Origin of the sequence: uncultured Escherichia sp. (assembly GCF_948475835.1) — a bacterium.
In the GTDB taxonomy this organism is placed as follows: domain Bacteria; phylum Pseudomonadota; class Gammaproteobacteria; order Enterobacterales; family Enterobacteriaceae; genus ECMA0423.
This window is the reverse complement of the sequence record NZ_CAOLGM010000061.1, coordinates 1-24936: the sequence shown is the minus strand read 5'-3', so window position 1 is coordinate 24936 and position 24936 is coordinate 1. Positions and strand designations below refer to the sequence as shown.

At 51.3% G+C, this 24936-nt stretch carries 22 protein-coding genes and 1 pseudogene; 13 read left to right on the top strand and 10 right to left on the bottom strand.

What is annotated here, in order from left to right; genetic code table 11:
• The first annotated feature begins 43 nt into the window (after nt 1-43).
• The 4 genes from QZF50_RS13275 to glxK are packed head-to-tail and all read left to right on the top strand — an operon-like array spanning nt 44 to nt 5444.
• Complete coding sequence (locus QZF50_RS13275) at nt 44-1498, top strand: putative allantoin permease (protein ID WP_000401121.1); 1455 nt, start codon at nt 44-46, stop codon at nt 1496-1498.
• 59 nt (nt 1499-1557) lie between these two features.
• Nucleotides 1558-2919, top strand: a complete 1362-nt coding sequence (gene allB / locus QZF50_RS13270; RefSeq protein WP_000006887.1) for an allantoinase AllB — start codon at nt 1558-1560, stop codon at nt 2917-2919.
• A 56-nt stretch (nt 2920-2975) separates the two neighbouring features.
• Nucleotides 2976-4277 carry a uracil/xanthine transporter gene (locus tag QZF50_RS13265; protein WP_001297442.1) on the top strand — a complete coding sequence of 434 codons (1302 nt, stop codon included), beginning with the start codon at nt 2976-2978 and terminating at the stop codon, nt 4275-4277.
• 21 nt (nt 4278-4298) lie between these two features.
• Nucleotides 4299-5444 (top strand): glycerate 3-kinase, encoded by a 1146-nt coding sequence (glxK, locus tag QZF50_RS13260; protein ID WP_000706355.1) that lies wholly within the window; start codon nt 4299-4301, stop codon nt 5442-5444.
• Between the two features lie 128 nt (nt 5445-5572).
• On the opposite strand, the gene allE is transcribed toward glxK, so the two are convergent.
• The 3 genes from allE to allD are packed head-to-tail and all read right to left on the bottom strand — an operon-like array spanning nt 5573 to nt 8675.
• Complete coding sequence (gene allE / locus QZF50_RS13255; RefSeq protein WP_000540946.1) at nt 5573-6358, bottom strand: (S)-ureidoglycine aminohydrolase; 786 nt, start codon at nt 6356-6358, stop codon at nt 5573-5575.
• 10 nt (nt 6359-6368) lie between these two features.
• Nucleotides 6369-7604, bottom strand: coding sequence for an allantoate deiminase (allC, locus tag QZF50_RS13250; protein ID WP_001306951.1), 1236 nt, complete (start codon nt 7602-7604; stop codon nt 6369-6371).
• A gap of 21 nt (nt 7605-7625) precedes the next feature.
• Nucleotides 7626-8675, bottom strand: coding sequence for an ureidoglycolate dehydrogenase (gene allD / locus QZF50_RS13245; protein WP_000703879.1), 1050 nt, complete (start codon nt 8673-8675; stop codon nt 7626-7628).
• Nucleotides 8676-8991: 316 nt separating this feature from the next.
• Between allD and QZF50_RS13240 the strand changes: the two genes are divergently transcribed.
• The 4 genes from QZF50_RS13240 to QZF50_RS13225 are packed head-to-tail and all read left to right on the top strand — an operon-like array spanning nt 8992 to nt 13644.
• Complete coding sequence (locus tag QZF50_RS13240) at nt 8992-10659, top strand: acyl-CoA synthetase FdrA (RefSeq protein ID WP_000580828.1); 1668 nt, start codon at nt 8992-8994, stop codon at nt 10657-10659.
• A 9-nt stretch (nt 10660-10668) separates the two neighbouring features.
• Entirely contained in the window at nt 10669-11928 is a 1260-nt protein-coding gene (locus QZF50_RS13235) for a DUF1116 domain-containing protein (RefSeq protein WP_000495400.1), read from the top strand.
• Between the two features lie 10 nt (nt 11929-11938).
• Nucleotides 11939-12754, top strand: a complete 816-nt coding sequence (locus QZF50_RS13230) for a DUF2877 domain-containing protein (protein WP_001306952.1) — start codon at nt 11939-11941, stop codon at nt 12752-12754.
• On the top strand, nt 12751-13644 hold the full coding sequence (locus QZF50_RS13225) for a carbamate kinase (RefSeq protein ID WP_000855388.1): 894 nt from the start codon (nt 12751-12753) through the stop codon (nt 13642-13644). The genes QZF50_RS13230 and QZF50_RS13225 overlap by 4 nt, the downstream gene beginning before the upstream one ends.
• 194 nt (nt 13645-13838) lie before the next feature.
• Here the strand turns inward: QZF50_RS13225 and purK are convergent, their stop codons facing one another.
• From purK to ppiB, 4 genes are all read right to left on the bottom strand, one after another.
• The gene (gene purK / locus QZF50_RS13220; RefSeq protein WP_000815522.1) at nt 13839-14906 is read right to left on the bottom strand and encodes a 5-(carboxyamino)imidazole ribonucleotide synthase; all 1068 of its coding nucleotides are present in this window, start codon (nt 14904-14906) and stop codon (nt 13839-13841) included.
• Nucleotides 14903-15412, bottom strand: coding sequence for a 5-(carboxyamino)imidazole ribonucleotide mutase (gene purE / locus QZF50_RS13215; RefSeq protein WP_001295318.1), 510 nt, complete (start codon nt 15410-15412; stop codon nt 14903-14905). Before purE ends, purK begins: the two co-directional genes overlap by 4 nt.
• Before the next feature lie 117 nt (nt 15413-15529).
• Nucleotides 15530-16252 (bottom strand): UDP-2,3-diacylglucosamine diphosphatase, encoded by a 723-nt coding sequence (gene lpxH, locus QZF50_RS13210; RefSeq protein ID WP_000212252.1) that lies wholly within the window; start codon nt 16250-16252, stop codon nt 15530-15532.
• A 2-nt stretch (nt 16253-16254) separates the two neighbouring features.
• A complete protein-coding gene (ppiB, locus tag QZF50_RS13205; protein ID WP_000256002.1) occupies nt 16255-16749 on the bottom strand; it encodes a peptidylprolyl isomerase B in 495 nt (164 codons plus the stop codon).
• 173 nt (nt 16750-16922) lie between these two features.
• On the opposite strand from ppiB, the gene cysS reads away from it, so the two are divergent.
• On the top strand, nt 16923-18308 hold the full coding sequence (cysS, locus tag QZF50_RS13200; RefSeq protein WP_000912345.1) for a cysteine--tRNA ligase: 1386 nt from the start codon (nt 16923-16925) through the stop codon (nt 18306-18308).
• Nucleotides 18309-18343: 35 nt separating this feature from the next.
• Here the strand turns inward: cysS and QZF50_RS13195 are convergent, their stop codons facing one another.
• The 3 genes from QZF50_RS13195 to folD all read right to left on the bottom strand — a co-directional run bounded on the left by QZF50_RS13195 (nt 18344) and on the right by folD (nt 20053).
• Complete coding sequence (locus QZF50_RS13195; RefSeq protein WP_001143552.1) at nt 18344-18865, bottom strand: metal-dependent hydrolase; 522 nt, start codon at nt 18863-18865, stop codon at nt 18344-18346.
• A gap of 107 nt (nt 18866-18972) precedes the next feature.
• Nucleotides 18973-19185 carry a ribosome-associated protein YbcJ gene (gene ybcJ / locus QZF50_RS13190; protein ID WP_000190288.1) on the bottom strand — a complete coding sequence of 71 codons (213 nt, stop codon included), beginning with the start codon at nt 19183-19185 and terminating at the stop codon, nt 18973-18975.
• Nucleotide 19186: 1 nt separating this feature from the next.
• On the bottom strand, nt 19187-20053 hold the full coding sequence (gene folD / locus QZF50_RS13185; RefSeq protein WP_000729160.1) for a bifunctional methylenetetrahydrofolate dehydrogenase/methenyltetrahydrofolate cyclohydrolase FolD: 867 nt from the start codon (nt 20051-20053) through the stop codon (nt 19187-19189).
• Nucleotides 20054-20533: 480 nt separating this feature from the next.
• On the opposite strand from folD, the gene fimA reads away from it, so the two are divergent.
• The 4 genes and pseudogenes from fimA to QZF50_RS13165 all read left to right on the top strand — a co-directional run.
• Nucleotides 20534-21076: a type 1 fimbrial major subunit FimA gene (gene fimA, locus QZF50_RS13180; protein ID WP_000776555.1), complete on the top strand. Its 543-nt coding sequence runs from the start codon at nt 20534-20536 to the stop codon at nt 21074-21076.
• A gap of 219 nt (nt 21077-21295) precedes the next feature.
• Nucleotides 21296-21988 carry a type 1 fimbria chaperone FimC gene (gene fimC / locus QZF50_RS13175; RefSeq protein WP_000988375.1) on the top strand — a complete coding sequence of 231 codons (693 nt, stop codon included), beginning with the start codon at nt 21296-21298 and terminating at the stop codon, nt 21986-21988.
• 30 nt (nt 21989-22018) lie between these two features.
• A complete protein-coding gene (locus tag QZF50_RS13170) occupies nt 22019-24628 on the top strand; it encodes a fimbrial biogenesis usher protein (RefSeq protein WP_001306954.1) in 2610 nt (869 codons plus the stop codon).
• 12 nt (nt 24629-24640) lie between these two features.
• Nucleotides 24641-24936, top strand: a pseudogene (locus QZF50_RS13165) (fimbrial protein); the annotation flags it as partial.

Genomic DNA, 24936 nt, shown 5'->3' with positions numbered 1-24936 from the left:
GATTAAAACAACGTTATTCGATACGTGAAATTAAGAGGGATTTATGGAACATCAGAGAAAGCTATTCCAGCAACGCGGCTATAGCGAAGATTTATTGCCGAAAACGCAAAGCCAGCGGACCTGGAAAACATTTAACTATTTTACCTTATGGATGGGTTCGGTTCATAACGTTCCCAATTATGTGATGGTCGGCGGCTTTTTTATTCTCGGCTTGTCTACCTTTAGTATTATGCTGGCAATTATCCTCAGCGCCTTTTTCATTGCCGCGGTAATGGTATTAAACGGTGCTGCGGGCAGTAAATACGGCGTACCGTTTGCCATGATCCTGCGTGCTTCTTACGGCGTACGTGGCGCACTGTTTCCCGGATTATTAAGAGGTGGTATTGCTGCCATTATGTGGTTTGGCCTGCAATGTTACGCCGGATCACTGGCCTGCTTGATCCTGATTGGCAAAATCTGGCCGGGATTTTTAACTCTCGGTGGTGATTTTACCTTGTTAGGCCTTTCGCTACCGGGCTTAATTACTTTCTTACTCTTCTGGCTGGTTAACGTTGGTATTGGTTTTGGCGGTGGCAAAGTTTTAAATAAATTCACTGCCATTCTTAACCCGTGCATCTATATCGTTTTCGGCGGCATGGCGATTTGGGCGATTTCACTGGTCGGGATCGGTCCAATCTTTGACTACATTCCGAGCGGTATTCAGAAAGCAGAAAACAGTGGATTCTTGTTCCTGGTGGTGATTAACGCGGTAGTTGCGGTCTGGGCGGCACCGGCGGTGAGCGCATCCGACTTTACGCAAAACGCCCACTCGTTTCGTGAGCAAGCGCTGGGGCAAACGCTGGGTTTAGTTGTGGCCTATATTCTGTTTGCGGTCGCTGGGGTATGTATTATTGCCGGAGCCAGTATTCACTACGGCGCTGACACCTGGAACGTGCTGGATATTGTTCAGCGTTGGGACAGCCTGTTTGCCTCGTTCTTTGCGGTACTGGTTATTCTGATGACGACTATTTCCACTAACGCCACCGGTAATATTATTCCGGCCGGTTATCAGATTGCTGCCATTGCACCGACAAAACTGACCTATAAAAACGGCGTACTGATTGCCAGTATTATCAGCCTGCTGATCTGCCCGTGGAAATTAATGGAAAATCAGGACAGTATTTATCTGTTCCTCGATATCATCGGCGGAATGCTGGGTCCGGTAATTGGTGTCATGATGGCACATTATTTTGTGGTGATGCGTGGGCAAATTAATCTTGATGAACTGTACACCGCACCTGGCGATTATAAATATTACGATAACGGTTTTAACCTCACCGCGTTTTCAGTAACTCTGGTGGCCGTTATTTTATCTCTTGGCGGTAAGTTTATTCCCTTTATGGAACCGTTATCGCGTGTTTCATGGTTTGTCGGCGTCATCGTCGCCTTTGCGGCCTACGCCTTATTAAAGAAACGTACAACAGCAGAAAAAACAGGAGAGCAAAAAACCATAGGTTAATTAATCCCGATATTGAACATTGAGTTAAAAACCAATCTGTATTTTACAAGGAGTTTGTTATGTCTTTTGATTTAATCATTAAAAACGGCACCGTTATTTTAGAAAACGAAGCTCGCGTTGTAGATATCGCCGTTAAAGGCGGGAAAATTGCTGCTATCGGTCAGGATCTGGGCGATGCAAAAGAAGTTATGGATGCGTCTGGTCTGGTGGTTTCGCCGGGCATGGTTGATGCGCACACCCATATTTCTGAACCGGGTCGTAGCCACTGGGAAGGTTATGAAACCGGTACTCGCGCAGCGGCAAAAGGTGGTATCACCACCATGATCGAAATGCCGCTCAACCAGCTGCCTGCAACGGTTGACCGCGCTTCAATTGAACTGAAGTTCGATGCCGCTAAAGGCAAGCTGACTATCGATGCGGCACAACTCGGTGGCCTAGTGTCTTACAACATCGACCGTCTGCATGAGCTGGATGAAGTGGGCGTTGTCGGCTTCAAATGCTTCGTTGCGACCTGTGGCGATCGCGGTATCGACAACGACTTCCGTGATGTAAACGACTGGCAGTTCTTCAAAGGTGCGCAGAAGCTGGGCGAACTGGGGCAGCCGGTGCTGGTGCACTGCGAAAACGCGCTGATCTGTGACGCACTGGGCGAAGAAGCGAAACGTGAAGGTCGCGTAACTGCCCATGACTATGTGGCTTCGCGTCCGGTATTTACCGAAGTGGAAGCGATTCGCCGCGTGCTGTATCTGGCGAAAGTTGCCGGTTGCCGTCTGCACGTTTGCCATATCAGCAGCCCGGAAGGCGTTGAAGAAGTGACTCGTGCACGTCAGGAAGGTCAGGACGTTACTTGTGAATCCTGCCCGCATTACTTTGTACTGGATACCGATCAGTTCGAAGAAATCGGCACTCTGGCGAAGTGTTCACCGCCGATCCGCGATCTGGAAAACCAGAAAGGCATGTGGGAAAAACTGTTTAACGGTGAAATCGACTGCCTGGTTTCCGACCACTCACCATGCCCTCCGGAAATGAAAGCCGGCAACATCATGGAAGCATGGGGCGGTATTGCCGGCCTGCAAAACTGTATGGACGTGATGTTCGATGAAGCGGTACAGAAACGCGGAATGTCTCTGCCAATGTTCGGCAAATTAATGGCGACTAACGCAGCAGATATTTTCGGTCTGCAGCAAAAAGGCCGTATCGCCCCAGGAAAAGATGCCGACTTCGTCTTCATTCAGCCGAATAGCAGCTATGTTCTTACCAATGACGATCTGGAATATCGCCACAAAGTCAGCCCGTATGTTGGCCGTACCATTGGCGCGCGTATCACGAAAACCATCTTACGTGGTGATGTGATTTACGACATTGAACAGGGCTTCCCTGTTGCGCCGAAAGGTCAATTTATCCTTAAACATCAGCAGTAATCTGGCCCCTGCAATGCCCGTCCTTGCGGCGGGCATTCTCCGGTTAAGGTGTGTTTATGTTCAATTTTGCAGTGAGCCGCGAAAGCCTGTTATCAGGATTTCAGTGGTTTTTCTTTATTTTTTGCAACACGGTTGTGGTTCCTCCTACGCTACTTTCTGCTTTTCAGTTGCCGCAAAGTAGCCTGCTTACGCTCACGCAATATGCTTTTCTTGCTACCGCACTGGCCTGCTTCGCTCAGGCGTTCTGCGGTCATCGTCGCGCTATTATGGAAGGGCCAGGTGGCCTGTGGTGGGGAACCATCCTTACTATCACCCTTGGCGAAGCATCGCGCGGGACACCGATCAACGATATCGCCACCAGCCTGGCAGTGGGGATTGCACTCTCCGGCGTGCTGACGGTGTTGATTGGTTTTAGCGGATTAGGCCATCGCCTGGCGCGGTTATTTACGCCGTCGGTGATGGTCTTGTTTATGTTGATGCTGGGCGCGCAGCTGACCACTATCTTTTTCAAAGGTATGCTCGGGCTGCCGTTTGGCATAGCCGACCCGAATTTTAAAATTCAGTTACCGCCGTTCGCGCTCTCGGTGGCGGTGATGTGCCTGGTACTGGGGATGATTATCTTCCTCCCGCAACGTTTTGCCCGTTATGGCCTGCTGGTCGGCACCATAACCGGCTGGTTGTTGTGGTACTTTTGCTTTCCTTCTTCGCACTCGCTCTCCGGTGAGTTGCACTGGCAGTGGTTCCCGCTCGGCAGTGGCGGTGCTTTGTCGCCGGGAATTATTCTGACGGCGGTGATTACAGGTCTGGTAAATATCAGCAATACCTACGGTGCGATTCGGGGCACGGATGTTTTTTATCCGCAGCAGGGCGCGGGGAATACGCGTTATCGTCGTAGCTTTGTGGCGACCGGATTTATGACACTGATAACCGTACCTCTGGCGGTAATTCCATTTTCACCGTTTGTTTCATCCATTGGTTTATTAACCCAGACTGGCGATTACACGCGGCGTTCATTTATTTATGGCAGCGTTATTTGCCTTCTGGTGGCGCTGGTTCCGGCACTCACACGACTGTTTTGCAGTATCCCTTTACCCGTGAGTAGTGCGGTCATGCTGGTTTCTTATCTGCCTTTACTCTTTTCCGCGCTGGTGTTTAGCCAGCAAATAACGTTTACCGCTCGCAATATTTATCGACTCGCATTGCCGTTATTTGTCGGCATATTTTTAATGGCATTACCGCCTGTGTATCTGCAAGACCTTCCATTAACGCTGCGTCCTCTGCTCAGTAACGGCTTACTGGTCGGGATTTTACTGGCTGTTCTTATGGATAATCTTATTCCGTGGGAACGCATCGAATAATTTGTTGAAAAAGGATTGATAATGAAGATTGTCATTGCGCCAGACTCTTTTAAAGAGAGCTTAAGTGCAGAAAAATGTTGTCAGGCAATTAAAGCCGGGTTTTCGACCCTCTTTCCCGATGCGAACTATATCTGTTTGCCGATAGCGGATGGCGGCGAAGGGACGGTGGATGCGATGGTCGCCGCGACGGGCGGCAACATCGTGACGCTTGAAGTCTGCGGGCCGATGGGCGAAAAAGTGAATGCTTTTTATGGCCTTACCGGCGACGGGAAAACGGCGGTGATTGAGATGGCGGCAGCAAGTGGCCTGATGCTGGTCGCGCCTGAAAAGCGTAATCCGTTGCTGGCCTCCAGTTTTGGTACGGGGGAGTTAATTCGTCATGCGCTGGATAACGGCATTCGCCATATTATTCTCGGCATTGGTGGCAGTGCGACGGTCGACGGTGGTATGGGCATGGCGCAGGCGCTCGGTGTGCGTTTCCTTGATGCCGACGGTCAGGTGCTGGTGGCTAACGGCGGTAATTTAGCGCGCGTGGCAAGCATTGAGATGGATGAATGCGATCCGCGTCTGGCGAATTGCCATATTGAAGTAGCATGTGACGTTGATAACCCGCTGGTAGGGGCACGCGGCGCGGCGGCGGTGTTTGGCCCGCAAAAAGGGGCAACGCCGGAAATGGTCGAAGAGCTGGAACAGGGGCTGCAAAATTACGCCCGTGTTTTACAACAGCAAACTGAAATCAACGTCTGCCAGATGGCGGGCGGCGGCGCTGCGGGCGGTATGGGTATTGCGGCGGCGGTATTTCTCAATGCGGATATTAAACCAGGTATTGAGATTGTGTTGAATGCGGTCAATCTTGCGCAGGCAGTGCAGGGCGCAGCACTGGTGATTACCGGGGAAGGGCGCATCGACTCGCAAACGGCAGGCGGTAAAGCGCCGCTGGGTGTGGCGTCGGTGGCGAAGCAGTTTAATGTACCGGTGATTGGGATTGCTGGCGTATTGGGTGATGGCGTGGAAGTGGTGCACCAGTACGGCATTGATGCGGTATTCAGCATTTTGCCACGTCTGGCACCTTTAGCCGAAGTGCTCGCCAGCGGTGAAACCAATCTCTTCAACAGCGCACGAAATATTGCCTGCGCCATTAAAATAGGTCAGGGAATTAAAAACTGACCCTTACCTTTAAAGCGGATGCGATTTATATCGCATCTTTTTTTACCTGAATTTACTACAAAAAAAGCCACGGTATAAACCGTGGCAAAATCCAACATAGCTAAAAATAATCAGGCGAGTGGTATGAATTAAATCTCTACGTCGCGGTTGCAATCTTTCGAGTAAATATAGCTGAACGCTTCACCACGCCCTACACCATAACCAGCCTGTAAAGAATAAGCGCCCATAAAGATGTAATCGCCTTTTTTCACCGGGATCCAGTTATTGTCGAGGTTATAAACCCCCTGACCGGAAAGAATATAGGCACCGTGTTCCTGAACATGTGTTTCGATATAACCGTGGCTGGCACCTGGTGCAAAAGAGAGGATATGCATGTTCATATCAAAACCTAACTCTTTGGGCAGAAAATCCAGCAGGATCACATCATCCATACCTTCATAGTGAATGCGTTCCAGTTCGCTGGCATTGCCAGAAACCAGCCACGGTGCATGGCCTTCTACCGGAACATAGCGACGCTTATATAAAAAGATTTGGCTGTCTTCGGCCTGGGCGTTAACAAACGTCATTAAGGAGCCTGGTGGGCAATAAAGATAGCCACCTTCGCTTAAGGCAAATGTTTTGCCTTCGGCTTTGGCAGTGATATTTCCAGAGATCACATACAGGAACGTTTCAATGCCTTCGCCACCGAAGCCCTGTTGGTTGCCACCGTTTTGATGCAGTGTGACCAGATAATCAACAAAAGAGGCACCCAGCTTTGGCGTGGAGAGGATTGTCGCGTCACAATTTTCAAAGCCCGGAATAATATTTTTTACCAGACCATCCGGGGTTAACAGTGCGAAATTACCGTGTTTAACAATCGCACGGTTAGCCAGTAAATCATCGCGGTAACCGGTGACGTTATTTAAATATCCCATTTATGACTCCTTATTTCTGCCAGGCAAGTTGATAAAGCATGAGTGCCAACGTTTTGACCCCTTCGGCAAGGTCGGTAATATTGGTGCGTTCCGCCGGGTTATGGCTGATCCCGTTGATGCTGGGAATGAAAATCATGCAGGTTGGTACGCGAGGCGCGAAAATTTGCGCGTCGTGCCCGGCACCACTGTGCATCACCCGGTAATTCAGTTTTTCACTTTCACACAATTCTGTCAGGGTGGCGACCAGCTCCTTATTCATCGGCACGGGTTCTTCGTCCATCCATAAATCGATATCAATACCAATGTCCATTTCATCGCAAATCGCCCGCATGTCGTTTTCTAACTGTTGGGTGAAATCGCGCAGCACGGCAGCGTCGGTATGACGACAATCAATGGTGAACGTGGTTTTACCCGGCACCACATTTACCGTATTCGGGCGCGGCTCTACTTTGCCAAAGGTCAGAACCAGCGGATCGCCCATCCTTTTCGCTTTTTCGACCGACTGATGGCAAATGCGACTGAAAGCGTAAACTGTATCACGACGATAACCCATCGGCGTGGTGCCTGCATGGTTTGATTCGCCGTTCAGCGTTACCGTATAACGACGCTGCCCGACAATTGCATTCACCACGCCAATTGATTGCCCATTACTTTCCAGCACACAGCCCTGTTCAATATGCAGTTCAACAAAGGCTTTAATATCCTGACGCGGAGTTAGTGGGGCGTTCGGAAGAGTAAATCCGCAAGCCTTCATCGCATCGACAAAACTATTTCCTTTGGCATCACAGATATTCCGCACGTCGTCAGGATTCGCCAGCCCAAAGATATTTTTACTGCCCCAGAAGACATACGGGAAGCGGCTGCCTTCTTCTTCTGCCATCGCCACCACTTCGACCGTACGTAGCGGCGCGCCGTATTGCGTTTTCAGCCAGTCAATTGCCAGCCACGCCGCCAGCGCGCCGAATTGCCCGTCGAGGTTACCGCCGTTAACCACGGTATCGATATGCGAACCGCTCAGAATCACTTCCTGTGGATATTCGGTACCATTCAGGCGACCGTATAAATTCCCTACTTCATCGAAACGTGTTTCCAGCCCACTTGCTGCCATTCTTTTTTTAAATTGCTGCTGGGTTTCCAGCCATTCCGGCGAATAAAGTAAACGGGTCATCCCACCCGTTGGGTCAGCGCCAAAAGAGGAAAGCCAGGGTAGCGTTTCTTCTATGGCTTGACGGAAATGTGTAATCATAAGAAAGTCCTGTCTCAATAATTATTGCGCAAAGGGATTTTTCGTTTCGTATGACGTGTTATAAAGCGCGTCGGAAATTAAATACTGGTAAATATCATCAACAATTTCGATGCCTTCGACGGCGGCTTTGCGTTGTTTAATATCCTGATCCTGTCCGGGATAATAAACCTGATTAAAACCGGGCGCGGGGGTAATGGCATTTAATTCGCGCATGGTCTGGCTAAGATGTTGACGGAATAATTCGCTGGAGGAGAAAAAGTTCGGATTAATAACTATATGTAATTGCCCCAAATTACGCCCGGCGTGTAAATCGTCATACATCGAACTAACCTGTCGCCCGAACGGTAAGCCGAGTAAGACGCCTGAGAGGACGTCAATCATCATCATCAGGCCATACCCTTTCGGCCCGGCGGCGGGGAGCAGAGCATGTACCGCGAGCGGATCGGTTGTTGGTGCTCCGTTTTTATCGACCGCCCAGGTATCCGGGATAGACATATTACGCGAGCGGGCGTCGAGCACTTTTCCCCATGCCTGTACGGTAGTCGCCATATCAAAGGTAAGGATCTCGTCGCCTTCTCCCGGCGCGGCAAAGGCCAGTGGGTTAGTACCGTAGTAAATTTCCGCGCCGCCAAACGGCACCACCATTGGATCGGACTGGCACATCGAAATGCCAATTAATCCGGCGCGGGCTGCCTGCTGCACAAAATAAGAGATTGCGCCGCTGTGACCCATCCGGCTGATTCCGACCACCGCAACGCCATTTTGCTCGGCGGTTTTGATGGCATGTTCCATACCCATTTTCGCCGCGACCTGTCCGGCGGCATTGTCGGCATGTAAAATTGCCGAGCACGGCCCGGTTTCCTCAAGACGAAACTCCGGTTCGCGGTTGGTGCCGCCTTTTGAAATGCGTTCCGCGTAGTATTCCACGCGCACCGCGCCATGAGAGTGGATCCCTCTGGCATCGGCGTAAACCAATACTTCAGCCACGGTTGCAGCGTGCTCACGTTTTAACCCAGCCTGGCAGAGTTTATTCTCGATTAGCTGGTGGAGTGTTTCCCGACTGATTTTCATCTGTCTTCCTTTTTAACGACGGTGTGAAGCATGACTGCAATTAACATACAGGGAAAATATCTGGATTATGTGATCCAGACAGGCAAAAAAATATAGTTAGAATTTATTTGATAATCCGCTCACTTTTAACCTGATTTTTAAAACAACCACGCTTATTAAAAAATAATGCGTAATAGCCTGGCGGTTATTTGAATTCTTTTGTTAATAATCCCTGTGTGATATTCATCACCTTATTTACCCGTTGTCATCGATACCGTAATCGCCACATTAACACTGCTCGTGCAATTGCCATGGGTGCAATTTTTAAGGAGTTGTTATGATCCACGCCTTTATTAAAAAAGGGTGTTTTCAGGATTCGGTCAGTTTAATGATTATTTCACGAAAACTCAGCGAATCAGAAAATGTTGATGATGTTTCCGTAATGATGGGTACGCCCGCCAATAAAGCGTTATTAGATACCACAGGTTTCTGGCATGACGATTTTAATAACGCCACGCCGAACGATATTTGCGTGGCAATTCGTAGCGAAGCGGCGGATGCGGGGATCGCGCAGGCGATTATGCAGCAGCTTGAAGAGGCGCTAAAACAACTGGCGCAGGGGTCAGGCAGCAGCCAGGCGTTGACGCAGGTGCGTCGCTGGGACAGCGCCTGTCAGAAATTACCCGATGCCAATCTGGCGCTGATTTCAGTGGCTGGCGAGTATGCGGCGGAGCTGGCAAACCAGGCGCTGGATCGCAACCTCAACGTGATGATGTTCTCCGATAACGTCACGCTGGAAGATGAAATCCAACTTAAAACCCGCGCGCGGGAAAAAGGCTTGCTGGTGATGGGGCCGGACTGCGGTACGTCGATGATTGCCGGCACACCGCTGGCTTTTGCTAACGTGATGCCGGAAGGCAATATTGGCGTCATTGGCGCTTCCGGTACCGGGATTCAGGAGCTGTGTTCGCAGATTGCGCTGGCAGGGGAGGGAATTACTCACGCGATTGGCCTTGGCGGGCGCGATCTCAGCCGTGAAGTGGGCGGCATCAGTGCGCTAACGGCGCTGGAAATGTTGAGTGCAGACGAGAAAAGCGAAGTGCTGGCATTTGTTTCAAAACCACCTGCCGAAGCTGTGCGTCTGAAAATTGTTAATGCCATGAAAGCAACCGGCAAACCGACGGTGGCGCTGTTTTTAGGTTATACCCCGGCAGTGGCCCGCGACGAGAATGTCTGGTTTGCCTCCTCGCTGGATGAGGCCGCACGCCTGGCTTGCCTGCTTTCACGCGTTACGGCGCGACGTAACGCAATAGCGCCTGTCAGCAGCGGATTTATTTGCGGTTTGTATACCGGCGGTACGCTGGCTGCCGAAGCGGCGGGATTACTTGCCGGACACCTTGGCGTGGAAGCCGACGATACCCATCATCACGGCATGATGCTCGACGCCGATGGTCACCAGATTATTGACCTCGGCGATGATTTCTACACCGTCGGGCGTCCCCATCCGATGATCGACCCAGCCTTACGCAACCAGTTAATTGCCGATCTCGGCGCTAAACCGCAAGTGCGCGTATTGCTGCTTGATGTCGTGATTGGCTTCGGTGCGACCGCCGATCCTGCCGCCTCGCTGGTAAGCGCCTGGCAAAAAGCCTGTGCCGCGCGTTCAGACAATCAACCACTGTATGCCATTGCCACGGTGACAGGCACTGAACGTGACCCGCAATGCCGCTCGCAGCAAATCGCCACGCTGGAAGATGCGGGGATCGCGGTAGTGAGTTCGCTGCCGGAAGCCACCTTGCTGGCGGCGGCACTGATTCGTCCGCTTTCGCCTGCCACTCAGCAACACACACCGTCATTAATGGAAAACGTCGCCGTGATTAACATCGGATTGCGCAGCTTTGCGCTGGAGCTACAAAGCGCCAGCAAACCGGTTGTGCATTACCAATGGTCGCCAGTCGCCGGCGGCAATAAAAAACTGGCTCGTTTATTAGAACGTTTGCAATAAGGGGTTCCCATGTTTACATCAGTGGCGCAAGCCAATGCTGCGGTTATCGAACAAATTCGTCGCGCTCGTCCACACTGGCTGGATGTGCAACCGGCTTCTTCACTTATCAGCGAACTAAACCCGGGCAAAACACTGCTTCACGCCGGGCCGCCAATGCGCTGGCAGGAGATGACCGGACCCATGAAAGGGGCGTGCGTGGGCGCATGTCTGTTCGAAGGTTGGGCGAAAGATGAAGCGCAGGCGCTGGCAATTCTGGAGCAGGGGGAAGTGAACTTCATTCCTTGTCACCATGTGAATGCCGTCGGGCCAATGGGCGGTATTACTTCTGCCAGTATGCCGATGCTGGTGGTCGAGAACGTGACCGACGGCAACCGGGCGTACTGCAACCTCAACGAAGGTATCGGCAAAGTGATGCGTTTTGGCGCTTACGGCGAAGATGTCCTGACTCGCCATCGCTGGATGCGCGATGTGTTAATGCCAGTATTAAGCGCGGCGCTGGGGCGCATGGAGCACGGTATCGATCTCACGGCGATGATGGCGCAGGGCATTACCATGGGCGATGAGTTCCATCAACGCAATATTGCTTCCTCAGCACTGTTAATGCGTGCGCTGGCCCCACAAATTGCTCGCCTCGATCATGATAAACAGCACATCGCGGAAGTGATGGATTTCCTCAGCGTGACCGATCAGTTCTTCCTCAACCTTGCGATGGCTTACTGCAAGGCGGCGATGGATGCTGGCGCGATGATCCGCGCAGGCAGCATCGTCACGGCAATGACCCGCAACGGCAATATGTTCGGGATTCGGGTAAGCGGGCTGGGCGAACGCTGGTTTACTGCGCCTGTAAACACTCCGCAAGGTCTGTTTTTCACCGGCTTCTCGCAGGAGCAGGCGAACCCGGATATGGGCGATAGCGCGATTACCGAAACCTTTGGTATCGGAGGTGCGGCAATGATCGCAGCGCCTGGCGTAACGCGCTTTGTCGGTGCGGGTGGCATGGAAGCGGCCAGAGCGGTATCTGAAGAGATGGCGGAAATTTACCTTGAGCGCAATATGCAGTTGCAGATCCCAGGCTGGGATTTTCAGGGCGCGTGCCTGGGACTGGACATTCGTCGCGTGGTAGAAACCGGCATTACGCCACTCATCAATACCGGTATCGCCCATAAAGAGGCGGGGATCGGGCAGATTGGCGCAGGCACTGTGCGGGCACCGCTGGCGTGTTTTGAACAGGCGCTGGAAGCACTGGCTGAAAGCATGGGGATTGGTTGAGGAACGCGCAATGACGATCATCCATCCTCTGCTTGCCAGCCGTAGTGCACCGAATTATCGCCAGTCCTGGCGGTTAGCGGGAGTGTGGCGACGGGCGATTAACCTGATGACGGAAAGCGGCGAACTGTTAACGCTGCATCGTCAGGGTAGTGGTTTCGGCCCCGGAGGATGGATGCTTCGCCGTGCGCAATTCGATGCGTTATGCGGTGGATTATGCGGCAATGAACGACCACAGGTTGTGGCTCAAGGGATTCGCCTCGGGCGTTTCACGGTTAAACAGCCACAGCGTTATTGTTTGCTGCGTATTACGCCGCCTGCGCATCCTCAACCACTTGCAGCTGCATGGATGCAACGCGCGGAGGAAACCGGGCTTTTCGGGCCACTGGCGTTGGCGGCAAGCGATCCGCTGCCTGCTGAGTTACGCCAGTTTCGTCACTGTTTTCAGGCCGCGCTCAATGGCGTTAAGACCGACTGGCGGCACTGGCTGGGTAAAGGCCCCGGATTAACGCCGAGTCATGATGACACGCTGAGCGGAATGCTGCTGGCGGCCTGGTATTATGGCGCTTTAGATGCGCGCTCCGGTCGCCAGTTTTTTGCCTGTTCCGACAATCTGCAACTCGTTACCACAGCGGTGAGCGTCAGTTATTTACGTTATGCCGCGCAAGGATATTTCGCCTCGCCACTCCTGCACTTTGTTCATGCTCTGAGTTGCCCGAAACGTACCGCTGTTGCGATTGATTCGCTGCTGGCGCTGGGGCATACGTCAGGGGCAGATACACTGCTGGGGTTCTGGCTTGGTCAACAATTATTACAAGGAAAACCATGAAAACACTGGTTGTAGCTCTTGGGGGCAACGCCTTACTCCAGCGCGGTGAGGCGCTGACGGCGGAAAATCAATATCGCAATATCGCCAGTGCTGTACCCGCGCTGGCACGCCTGGCCCGTTCTTATCGGCTGGCGATTGTTCACGGCAACGGGCCGCAGGTGGGGCTGCTGGCATTGCAGAATCTGGCGTGGAAAGAGGTAGAACCGTATCCGCTGGATGTGCTGGTGGCAGAAAGTCAGGGGATGATTGGCTATATGCTGGCGCAGAGTTTGAGCGCACAGCCGCAGATGCCGCCCGTGACGACGGTGCTGACGCGCATTGAGGTTTCGCCTGATGATCCGGCGTTTTTGCAGCCAGAGAAATTTATTGGTCCGGTTTATCAGCCAGAAGAACAAGAGGCACTGGAAGCGGCTTACGGCTGGCAGATGAAACGTGATGGTAAATATTTGCGCCGGGTGGTGGCGTCTCCGCAACCGCGTAAAATTCTCGACAGCGAAGCCATCGAGTTGTTGCTCAAAGAGGGGCATGTGGTGATTTGCAGTGGCGGCGGCGGTGTGCCTGTGACGGAAGATGGGGCAGGGAGTGAAGCGGTGATTGATAAAGATCTCGCTGCTGCGTTGCTCGCTGAGCAGATTAACGCCGATGGGCTGGTGATCCTCACTGATGCTGATGCGGTATATGAAAACTGGGGAACGCCGCAGCAACGCGCCATTCGCCATGCCACACCGGATGAGTTAGCGCCATTTGCCAAAGCCGATGGTTCGATGGGGCCGAAGGTAACGGCGGTGAGTGGTTATGTCAGAAGCCGTGGTAAACCCGCGTGGATTGGGGCGTTATCGCGAATTGAAGAGACGCTGGCGGGCGAAGCGGGGACCTGTATTTCGCTGTAGTCGTAGGCATTAGACATTTGTGCCTGATGCGACGCTTGACGCGTCTTATCAGGCCTACAACCGGTGCCGCATCCGGCAATTGGTGCACAATGCCTGATGCGATGCTTGACGCATCTTATCAGGCCTACAATGGGTACCGGATCGGTAGGCCGGATAAGGCGTTTACGCCGCATCCGGCAAGAATAGAGCACCAGTTAACCGAACTTACTCTGCGCCCAAATCACGCCGCTGGCATATTCCGGCGGCAGCAGCGGGATTAAGGCTTCCAGCGTCGCAGTCAGACGCGATGTGTCGCTGTCGGTCAAATTCAGATGCCCCACTTTACGCCCCGGACGGACTTCTTTGTCGTACCAGTGCAGATGCACCAGCGGCAGTTTCAGCCAGTCATAATTCGCATCGCTACCAATCAGATTGATCATCACCGACGGATTATTCACCACTGGTTGCGGTAACGGCAGATCGGTAATCGCCCGCAGATGCAGCTCAAACTGGCTGATGCTGGCACCGTTTTGTGTCCAGTGACCGCTGTTATGCACACGCGGTGCCAGTTCGTTGATCAACAGACCTTGCGGGGTGACAAAACACTCCATCGCCATCACGCCCACATAGCCCAGCTCCTGCATAATCGCCGAAAGCATCTCTTCGGCTTGCGCTTGCTGCTGCGCATTGGCCTGCGGGAAAGCGACGCTGGTGCGCAAAATACCGTCCTGATGCAGGTTATGCGTCAGCGGATAAAACACGGTACTGCCATCAAAGCCGCGCGCGCCAACCAGCGACACTTCACCAGAGAAGTTTATGCCCTGCTCGACAATACATTCGCCGTAGCATTCAGCCGGTAACTGCTCGGTTTCATCGGCGCGTAAACGCCATTGACCGCGACCGTCATAGCCACCAGTGCGACGCTTAACAATCGCCAGCTCACCTAAACGATCAAACACCGCAGGCCACTCGCTGCGATCGGCAAGTAACTGCCACGGCGCGGTCGGCAGGTGGAGCTTATCGAAAAGCTGCTTCTGAGTCAGACGGTCAGCAATAATCGGGAACACATCGCGGTTCACAAAGGCCGGATGACGCGCCAGCTCGCGGGTTAATGCGGTTTCCGGCCAGCGTTCGATCTCAGCGGTAATCACGCTTTGTTGAAAAGGCACCGCCGCCGGTTCAGCGTCCAGCCCGACCGGCCAGACAGCAATGCCTAACGGTTCGCCTGCCTGACGCAGCATACGGCCTAACTGCCCGTTACCGAGGACGCAAACCTGTTTCATGCCGCACCTCGCGGGTCCGGGTTTTCCAGCACTTCGTCGGTCTGGGCTTTGCGCCAGTCATTCAGACGCTGGTGTAGCTCTTTATCGTGAGTCGCGAGAATTTGTGCTGCCAGTAATGCCGCGTTTGCTGCGCCAGCTTTACCAATCGCCAGCGTACCCACCGGAATGCCGCGCGGCATTTGTACGATGGAGTAGAGGCTATCGACACCGCTCAGTGCGGCGCTCTGTACTGGCACGCCCAGCACCGGCACCAGCGTTTTGGCGGCAATCATGCCTGGCAGGTGCGCTGCGCCACCTGCGCCCGCAATAATCACCTGATAACCGTTCTCTTCGGCGCTTTCGGCGAAGCTGAACAGTTTATCGGGGGTGCGGTGAGCAGAAACCACTTCAACGTGGTGCGGGACATTCAGGATTTCGAAGATTTCGGCGGCGAACTGCATGGTAGCCCAGTCGCTTTTGGACCCCATCACGATGGCGACACGCGCCGGATTATTGCGGGAAGACATGCGTCTTAAAACTCCTGTGGTGCACAACTCTCGGCTTTAGAGGGCACAGAGAATAGCACGGAAAGAGAGCAAGGAAAACGGTTGCGTGGCTGTGAAATCAGCAAAGTTGTGGGTTTTTTAAAACGGAAAATGAATCAGCTCAACGTCATCCGCCGTGACTTTCACCATCGAACCTTCCGTATGCCAGGCACCGAGTACCACGCGAAAAGCAGGTTGCTGGTTGGCGATAAGTTCATGTACCGCCGGGCGATGGGTATGTCCGTGGATCAGCCATTGCACCTGATGTTTTTCCATCGCACTGACTACCGCGTTTTGGTTAACGTCCATGATCGCCAGCGATTTACTGCTGTTGGCTTCTTTACTGTTCGCTCGCATTCGCGCGGCAATGCGTTTGCGCACAAACAACGGCAGGGCGAGGAATAGCATTTGCAGCCAGGGTTTGTGGACTTTGGCGCGAAAAGCCTGATAACCCGCGTCATCGGTGCACAGCGTGTCGCCATGCATAATCAACACCCGGCGACCATAAAGTTCGAGCACCTTTTCTTCCGGCAATAATGTCATGCCGCTTTCACGGGCAAAGCGTTTGCCGAGCAGAAAATCACGGTTGCCATGAATGAAATAACAGGGAACGCCGGAATCGGACACCGCTTTGATCGCTGCCGCCATCTGGCGATGGAGTGGGTTGGGATCGTCGTCGCCAATCCATGCTTCAAACAGATCGCCAAGAATATACAGCGCGTCGGCCTTGCGGGCTTCCCCCGCTAAAAAACGCAGAAAACCGGCGGTGATCGCCGGTTCTTCCACGCAGAGATGAAGATCTGCAATAAAGAGTGTCGCCACGATTACTCGCTAACGGTCACGCTTTCAATGATAACGTCTTCTTTTGGCACGTCCTGGTGCATACCGCTACGACCGGTTGCAACACCTTTGATTTTGTCTACCACGTCCATGCCTTCAACCACTTCAGCAAACACGCAGTAGCCCCAACCTTGCAGGCTTTCGCCAGAGAAGTTCAGGAAGTCGTTATCAACCACGTTGATGAAGAACTGTGCAGTTGCAGAGTGCGGAGCCTGAGTACGGGCCATTGCCAGCGTACCACGGGTATTTTTCAGACCGTTGTTGGCTTCGTTTTTGATCGGTTCTTTGGTGGCTTTTTGTTTCATGCCCGGTTCAAAACCGCCGCCCTGAATCATAAAGCCGTTGATAACACGGTGGAAAATGGTGTTGTTGTAAAAACCTTCGCGGCAGTAGTCCAGGAAGTTTTTAACTGTTTCAGGTGCTTTATCGTCAAAAGTTTTGATGACAATATCGCCGTGATTGGTGTGGAAAGTAACCATTTTTGCATCCTGTTCCGTTTGATTGGTGCTTCAACCCAGTTCGGGTCATATATAGGGTGGTGTTATAGCATAACCGCACGATCGGATCATCACGCAATGTATGCTGATTCGCGCGGGAAATATGGGTATTATACGCAACTCAATTACCCACACATGTCTAAACGGAATCTTCGATGCTAAAAATCTTCAATACTCTGACACGCCAAAAAGAGGAATTTAAGCCTATTCACGCCGGGGAAGTCGGCATGTATGTGTGTGGAATCACCGTTTACGATCTCTGTCATATCGGTCACGGGCGTACCTTTGTTGCTTTTGACGTGGTTGCGCGCTATCTGCGTTTCCTCGGCTATAAACTGAAGTATGTGCGCAACATTACCGATATCGACGACAAAATCATCAAACGCGCCAATGAAAATGGCGAAAGCTTTGTGGCGCTGGTGGATCGCATGATCGCCGAAATGCACAAAGATTTTGATGCTTTGAACATTCTGCGCCCGGATATGGAGCCGCGCGCGACGCACCATATCGCAGAAATTATTGAACTCACTGAACAACTGATCGCCAAAGGTCACGCTTATGTGGCGGACAACGGCGACGTGATGTTCGACGTCCCGACCGATCCGACATATGGCGTGCTGTCGCGTCAGGATCTCGACCAGCTGCAGGCAGGTGCGCGCGTTGACGTGGTCGACGACAAACGCAACCCGATGGACTTCGTTCTGTGGAAGATGTCGAAAGAGGGCGAACCGAGCTGGCCGTCTCCGTGGGGCGCGGGCCGTCCAGGCTGGCACATTGAATGTTCGGCAATGAACTGCAAGCAGCTGGGTAACCACTTTGATATCCACGGCGGCGGTTCAGACCTGATGTTCCCGCACCACGAGAACGAAATCGCGCAGTCCACCTGTGCCCATGATGGCCAGTATGTGAACTACTGGATGCACTCGGGGATGGTGATGGTTGACCGCGAGAAGATGTCCAAATCGCTGGGTAACTTCTTTACCGTGCGCGATGTGCTGAAATACTACGACGCGGAAACCGTGCGTTACTTCCTGATGTCGGGCCACTATCGCAGCCAGTTGAACTACAGCGAAGAGAACCTGAAGCAGGCGCGTGCGGCGCTGGAGCGTCTCTACACTGCGCTGCGCGGCACAGATAAAACCGTTGCGCCTGCCGGTGGCGAAGCGTTTGAAGCGCGCTTTATTGAAGCGATGGACGACGATTTCAACACCCCGGAAGCCTATTCCGTACTGTTTGATATGGCGCGTGAAGTAAACCGTCTGAAAGCAGAAGATATGGCAGCGGCGAATGCAATGGCATCTCACCTGCGTAAACTTTCCGCTGTATTGGGCCTGCTGGAGCAAGAACCGGAAGCGTTCCTGCAAAGCGGCGCGCAGGCAGACGACAGCGAAGTGGCTGAGATTGAAGCGTTAATTCAACAGCGTCTGGATGCCCGTAAAGCGAAAGACTGGGCGGCGGCAGATGCGGCGCGTGACCGTCTTAACGAGATGGGGATCGTGCTGGAAGATGGCCCGCAAGGGACCACCTGGCGTCGTAAGTAATTGCGCTGTTGCCGGATGCGAGTTTTCGCATCCGGTTATCGCCTGCGCCACCACAACATTCCCATAAGCACCATCCCCGGCAACCACACCCACATCAATTCAGAAATTATCACCTGATGCCCGTACGGCGTGGTGTAACGAGACAATGCAAACGGCGCGACTTTAATCACCTGCCAGGGAGCGAAAAAGCGTTCATCTGACCACGGCCACAGCCAGCCAACGCCCTTACCGCCAGTGGTTACCGAATCCAGCAAGCTGTGCGATAGCAACGAGACGGTTAAAAACAGCCAGCAGCGAATCAGCCCAGCCCTGAACCATCGGCGTCCAATCAGCACACATAACAGCGGGACAACAAACGCAAACACCAGCGAATGGGTAAAACCGCGATGACCAAAAACATTGCCGTAAGCAACGCCAAATTTAAACGACAATACGTCGGCGTCGGGCAGCATCGCCAGGATGATTCCGGCAAATAACAGACGCGGAGGGATGACTTTCGAACCCAACCCTAAACCAATGCATAGGGGAACGGCGGCGTGCGTAATAACGGTTGGCATGATGGTCGCTTCGGCAAAATGTCGATGCTATCAGCATGGATGAACGGGGCGTAGAGGGCAAAAGTCTGAAAAGAGAACCGGCCTGTTGATACAGGCCGGGAAAGGGATCAGGCAACAACCTGTACGCTGTGACCTGCAAAACTCACTGTCTGACCGGCGACGATTTTGCAGCGTTTGCGCGTTTCAACCGCACCGTCGACTTTCACCTGGCCTTCGGCAATCGCGATTTTCGCCTGCGCGCCGCTTTCGCTCCAGCCTTCCAGTTTCAGCAAGTCGCACAGCTCAACGTGCGGATGTTTACCTAAAGAAAATGTCGCCATGTTACTCATCCTGTGGATCATGATATTCAACGCACGCCTGTAGCGTGTTTTCAATCAGCGTGGCAACCGTCATCGGGCCAACGCCGCCGGGAACAGGCGTAATGTATGAGGCGCGTTTAGCCGCGTCTTCAAACACGACGTCGCCCACAACTTTGCCATTTTCCAGACGGTTGATGCCGACATCAATCACAATTGCGCCTTCTTTGATCCAGTCACCGGGAATAAAGCCTGGCTTGCCAACGGCAACGATCAACAGATCGGCATTTTCTACGTGATGACGCAGATTTTTAGTGAAGCGGTGAGTCACGGTAGTGGTGCAACCTGCGAGCAACAGTTCCATGCTCATTGGGCGACCGACGATATTCGATGCGCCAATCACCACGGCGTTGAGGCCGAAGGTATCAATGTTGTAACGCTCAAGCAGCGTGACGATACCGCGCGGGGTGCAGGGACGCAGACGCGGCGCGCGCTGGCACAGACGACCGACGTTGTAAGGATGGAAACCGTCCACGTCTTTGTCCGGATGAATACGTTCCAGCACTTTGACGTTATCAATACCCGCCGGTAACGGCAGTTGAACCAGAATGCCATCGATGGTGTTGTCGGCATTCAGCGTATCGATAAGCTCCAGCAGCTCCGCTTCGCTGGTGGTTTCCGGGAGGTCATAAGAGCGGGAGACGAACCCGACTTCTTCACAAGCCTTGCGTTTGCTTGCGACATAAATTTGCGATGCAGGGTTACTACCCACCAGCACAACGGCCAGTCCTGGTGCCCGCAGTCCGGCTGCAATACGCGCCTGAACTTTTTGAGCAACTTCAGAGCGCACCTGCTGCGCAATCGTTTTACCGTCAATAATCTTTGCTGCCATCAGAGAGAGGATTCCATCTGTTACGTAGGTCGAAGGGGATGCGCCTATTTTGTCAGAAGCGGGGCGCGCTGTCAGGTTTCGTTTCAGATTTATCGCGTGAAGCGACCTCTTGCGAAGGTTAGGCGCACCGTCGCTGAGGTCGCTGAGATTGAAAGCTTCATTTTTCGTCCATGATGGCGTTGTAAATCTGGAACTGATTTATTTCCTTGTTTAAGGATTAAGATAATTTAAGAAATACCTGACAATATAAAAAGAATTTTCAGCCTGGTAATTTACCGCTTCAGGTCTATATTTTTGTTGAATATATTTTGCGCGGAAGTATTCATCTAACGGGGCTCTCTATTTTTTAGAATAGAGTGCATATTTTCAATTAAGACATTCTTAGAGTATAAAAAGGAATTTTTCTACTATCAGTGTCTTAAATAAAGTAATCGGTTATATACGGATGTGGAGTCGATAAATGAGATTGAAGGAATATATATGAAATTAAGATTTATTTCGTCTGCGCTGGCTGCCGCACTATTCGCCGCTACGGGTAGTTATGCTGCCGTTGTAGATGGCGGTACAATTCACTTTGAAGGCGAACTGGTGAATGCTGCCTGTTCAGTGAATACTGACTCGGCAGACCAGGTTGTCACACTCGGTCAATATCGTACCGATATTTTCAATGCTGTTGGTAATACCTCTGCATTAATTCCATTCACCATTCAGTTGAACGACTGCGATCCTGTTGTTGCCGCTAATGCTGCCGTTGCATTTTCTGGTCAGGCTGATGCAATCAATGATAATTTATTGGCCATTGCATCCAGTACCAATACAACAACAGCAACGGGTGTCGGTATTGAAATACTTGATAATACATCCGCAATTCTCAAACCTGATGGGAATAGCTTCTCAACCAACCAGAACTTGATCCCCGGGACCAACGTTCTTCATTTTTCTGCACGTTATAAAGGCACCGGTACAAGTGCATCAGCAGGGCAAGCAAATGCTGACGCGACTTTTATTATGAGATACGAATAATCAAAACCACGTTGTTTTGAATTATATATCACGTCTTATAACAAAGTAATGTACCGGTTGTCTGAAGCGGTATGGTGGCAATGTAAATCGAAATCATGTTCACTTTGTATCATGCCGATTTATTAAATGAAAAGGGAATGATGTGTTGTAAGAAACCAAAGCAATCATTTCTTTATATTTCTTATTTTTGCCGTCAGGAATACACAAGGCGTATTAACTATGATGACTAAAATAAAGTTATTGATGCTCATTATATTTTATTTAATCATTTCGGCCAGCGCCCATGCTGCCGGAGGGATCGCATTAGGTGCCACGCGTATTATTTATCCCGCTGATGCTCAACAGACTGCGGTATGGATTAGAAATAGCCATACCAATGAGCGCTTTCTGGTCAATTCGTGGATTGAAAACAGCAGCGGTGTAAAAGAAAAGTCATTCATCATTACACCGCCACTGTTTGTTAGTGAACCCAAAAGCGAAAATACCTTGCGTATTATTTACACCGGTCCACCGCTGGCGGCAGATCGTGAGTCTCTGTTCTGGATGAATGTTAAGACGATCCCTTCGGTAGATAAAAATGCATTGAACGGCAGGAATGTTTTGCAACTGGCGATTTTATCGCGCATGAAATTATTTCTCCGTCCAATTCAATTACAAGAATTACCCGCAGAAGCGCCGGACACACTCAAGTTTTCGCGATCCGGTAACTATATCAATGTTCATAATCCCTCACCTTTTTATGTCACCCTGGTTAACTTACAAGTGGGCAGCCAAAAGTTGGGGAATGCTATGGCTGCACCCAGAGTTAATTCACAAATTCCCTTACCCTCAGGAGTGCAGGGAAAGCTGAAATTTCAGACCGTTAATGATTATGGTTCAGTAACCCCGGTCAGAGAAGTGAACTTAAACTAACCGAATCATCTGACAATATCAGAGCTAATTATGAAAATACCCACTACTACGGATATTCCGCAGAGGTATACCTGGTGTCTGGCCGGAATTTGTTATTCATCTCTTGCCATTTTACCCTCCTTTTTAAGCTATGCGGAAAGTTATTTCAACCCGGCATTTTTATTAGAGAATGGCACATCCGTTGCTGATTTATCGCGCTTTGAGAGAGGCAATCATCAACCTGCGGGAGTGTATCGGGTGGATCTCTGGCGTAATGATGAGTTCATTGGTTCACAGGATATCGTATTTGAATCGACAACAGAAAATACAGGTGATAAATCAGGTGGGTTAATGCCCTGTTTTAACCAGGTACTCCTTGAACGAATTGGCCTTAATAGCAGTGCATTTCCCGAGTTAGCCCAGCAGCAAAACAATAAATGCATCAATTTACTGAAAGCTGTACCTGATGCCACAATTAACTTTGATTTTGCAGCGATGCGCCTGAACATCACTATTCCTCAGATAACGTTGTTGAGTAGCGCTCACGGTTACATTCCGCCTGAAGAGTGGGATGAAGGTATTCCTGCTTTACTCCTGAATTATAATTTCACCGGTAACAGAGGTAATGGTAACGATAGCTATTTTTTTAGTGAGCTCAGCGGGATTAATATTGGCCCGTGGCGTTTACGCAACAATGGTTCCTGGAACTATTTTCGCGGAAATGGATATCATTCAGAACAGTGGAATAATATTGGCACCTGGGTACAGCGCGCCATTATTCCGCTGAAAAGTGAACTGGTAATGGGAGACGGCAATACAGGAAGTGATATTTTCGATGGTGTTGGATTTCGTGGTGTACGGCTTTATTCTTCCGATAATATGTATCCTGATAGCCAGCAAGGGTTTGCCCCAACGGTACGTGGGATTGCCCGTACGGCGGCCCAGCTAACGATTCGGCAAAATGGTTTTATTATCTATCAAAGCTATGTTTCCCCCGGCGCTTTTGAAATTACAGATTTGCACCCGACATCTTCAAATGGCGATCTGGACGTCACCATCGACGAGCGCGATGGTAATCAGCAGAATTACACTATCCCGTATTCAACAGTGCCAATTTTACAACGCGAAGGGCGTTTCAAATTTGACCTGACGGCGGGCGATTTTCGTAGCGGTAATAGTCAGCAATCATCGCCTTTCTTTTTTCAGGGCACGGCACTCGGCGGTTTACCACAGGAATTTACTGCCTACGGCGGGACGCAATTATCTGCCAATTACACCGCCTTTTTATTAGGGCTGGGGCGCAACCTCGGGAACTGGGGGGCAGTGTCGCTGGATGTGACCCATGCGCGCAGTCAGTTAGCCGACGACAGTCGTCATGAGGGGGATTCCATTCGCTTCCTCTATGCGAAATCGATGAACACCTTCGGCACCAATTTTCAGTTAATGGGTTACCGCTATTCGACACAAGGTTTTTATACCCTTGATGATGTTGCGTATCGTCGAATGGAGGGGTACGAATATGATTACGATTACGACGGTGAGCATCGCGATGAACCGATAATCGTGAATTACCACAATTTACGCTTTAGCCGTAAAGACCGTTTGCAGTTAAATATTTCACAATCACTTAATGACTTTGGCTCGCTTTATATCTCTGGTACCCATCAAAAATACTGGAATACTTCGGATTCAGATACCTGGTATCAGGTGGGGTATACCAGCAGCTGGGTTGGCATCAGTTATTCGCTCTCATTTTCGTGGAATGAATCTGTAGGGATCCCCGATAACGAACGTATTGTCGGACTTAATGTTTCAGTGCCTTTCAATGTTTTGACCAAACGTCGCTACACCCGGGAAAATGCGCTCGACCGCGCTTATGCCTCCTTTAACGCCAACCGTAACAGCAACGGGCAAAATAGCTGGCTGGCAGGTGTAGGTGGGACCTTACTGGAAGGCCACAACCTGAGTTATCACGTAAGCCAGGGTGATACCTCGAATAATGGGTATACGGGCAGCGCCACGGCAAACTGGCAGGCCACTTACGGTACGCTGGGGGTCGGGTATAACTACGACCGCGATCAACATGACGTTAACTGGCAGCTGTCTGGCGGTGTGGTCGGGCACGAAAATGGCATAACGCTGAGCCAGCCTTTAGGGGATACCAATGTTTTGATTAAAGCGCCTGGCGCAGGCGGTGTACGCATTGAAAATCAAACTGGCATTTTAACCGACTGGCGCGGCTATGCGGTGATGCCGTATGCCACGGTTTATCGGTATAACCGTATCGCGCTTGATACCAATACGATGGGGAATTCCATCGATGTTGAAAAAAATATTAGCAGCGTTGTGCCGACGCAAGGCGCGTTGGTTCGTGCCAATTTTGATACCCGCATAGGCGTGCGGGCGCTCATTACCGTTACCCAGGGCGGAAAACCGGTGCCGTTTGGATCACTGGTACGGGAAAACAGTACCGGAATAACCAGTATGGTGGGTGATGACGGGCAAGTTTATTTAAGTGGTGCGCCATTGTCTGGTGAATTACTGGTTCAGTGGGGAGACGGCGCGAACTCACGCTGCATTGCGCACTATGTATTGCCGAAGCAAAGCTTACAGCAAGCCGTCACTGTTATTTCGGCAGTTTGCACACATCCTGGCTCATAAAGGAAATTATCAATGAAGATAATCTGCAGATTATTATTGGCGATGGCATGTTTGTGTCTGGCAAACATATCCTGGGCTACTGTTTGTGCAAATAGTACTGGCGTAGCAGAAGATGAACACTATGATCTCTCAAATATCTTTAATAGCACCAATAACCAGCCAGGGCAGATTGTTGTTTTACCGGAAAAATCCGGCTGGGTAGGTGTGTCAGCAATTTGTCCACCCGGCACGCTGGTGAATTATACATACCGTAGTTATGTCACCAACTTTATTGTTCAGGAAACTATCGATAATTATAAATATATGCA